Here is a 1366-nt window from a genome sequence, read left to right as displayed (position 1 = left end):
TGAAGCGCCCCAGGTTTGATGCCGCATCCTTTTGAGTTGGAAGGATGTATGTCATGCCGAAGAAGATCGATCCCGCGTTGCGTGAGCGTGCGGTGCGGCTGGTGCGGGAGCACCGGCCGGAGTATCCGTCGCTCACGGCCGCGTCAGCGGCCGTGGCCCGCCAGGTCGGTGTCGGCCACGAGTCCGTGCGCCGGTGGGTGCTGCAAGCCGATATCGACGATGGCACCCGCGACGGTGTCACGAGCGTCGAGCACGCCGAGATCAAGCGGCTCAAGGCGGAGAACAAGCGGCTCCGTGAGGACGTCGCGATCTTGAAGGCGGCGACGAGTTTCTTCGTGGGGGAACTCGACCCCCGCAACCATTGATGCTGGGCTTCATCGACACGATGAGAGCTGAGGGTCACGCGGTCGAGTCGATCTGCCGGGTCCTGCGCGAGCAGGGCCAGCAGATCGCCGCGCGCACCTATCGGGCCCTTCGGCAGGGCGTCGTGGCTGCCCGGACGGTCACCGACGCACTGGTCGTCGATGCGGTCCGCGATGCCGCGTGGGCCACCGTCGAACGCAACGGGAGGATGCAGCGGGCGCTGACCCCGGAAGGTCTCTATGGGCGGCGGAAGATGACCGCGTTGATCCGCCGCACCACGGTCCCCGGCGCGTCGCGTGGCGCGGTGGATCGCGCCATGCGGGCGCTCGGGCTGGCGGGGATCCGCCGCGACAAGGGCACTCGCACCACGATCCCCGCCAAGGACGGGATCCGTGCCGGTGACCTGCTGAACCGGGACTTCACCGCGCCGCGGCCGGATCACACCTGGGTGATGGACTTCACCTATTGCCGCACCTGGGCAGGGTGGGTGTACGTCGCGTTCATCGTCGACGTCTACTCGCAACGCATCGTTGCCTGGCATGCGCAGACTACCAAGCAGGTCGAGCTCGTGATGATCCCGCTGCGGATGGCGCTCTGGGAACGTGGACGGCAAGGCCACCCGATCCAGCCACAGCAGTTGCGGGCGCATTCGGACGCCGGCTCTCAATACGTCTCGCTGGCCTACACAGACAAGCTCGCGCTCGATGGCATCGCGCCCTCGATCGGGTCCGTCGGCGACGCATACGATAACGCGCTGATGGAGACGATCAACGGACTCTACAAGGCCGAGTGCATCCGAACGACCGTGTTCCACGACAGGCCACTCAAGACGATCTCGGACGTCGAGTTCGCGACCGCCGGCTGGGTCGACTGGTACAACACTCGTAGGCTTCACTCGACCCTCGGCTATGTCCCACCTGCCGAGTACGAGCAAGCCCACTACGCGACCCTCACCCGAGAGCCGCAACCCGCATAGGAGCGGCAGGAAACCTGGGGCGCTTCA

General features: G+C 66.4%; 1 protein-coding gene and 1 other annotated feature. The gene reads left to right on the top strand.

The window, feature by feature from the left end:
- The first annotated feature begins 53 nt into the window (after window positions 1-53).
- Window positions 54-1339 (top strand): IS3 family transposase gene (locus BM287_RS17390; protein ID WP_090042296.1). Its coding sequence is split into 2 segments (ribosomal slippage): window positions 54-327 and window positions 327-1339, totalling 1287 coding nucleotides; the frame shifts between segments, so codons are not numbered across the junction.
- Window positions 323-457: a sequence feature (AL1L pseudoknot), on the top strand. It overlaps the preceding gene by 135 nt.
- Window positions 1340-1366 lie beyond the last annotated feature (27 nt).

The organism is Leifsonia sp. CL147 (genome assembly GCF_900114565.1).
In the GTDB taxonomy this organism is placed as follows: Bacteria; Actinomycetota; Actinomycetes; order Actinomycetales; family Microbacteriaceae; genus Leifsonia.
Note: the sequence above shows the minus strand (reverse complement) of the source record. Positions and strands in the feature narration are given on the sequence as shown.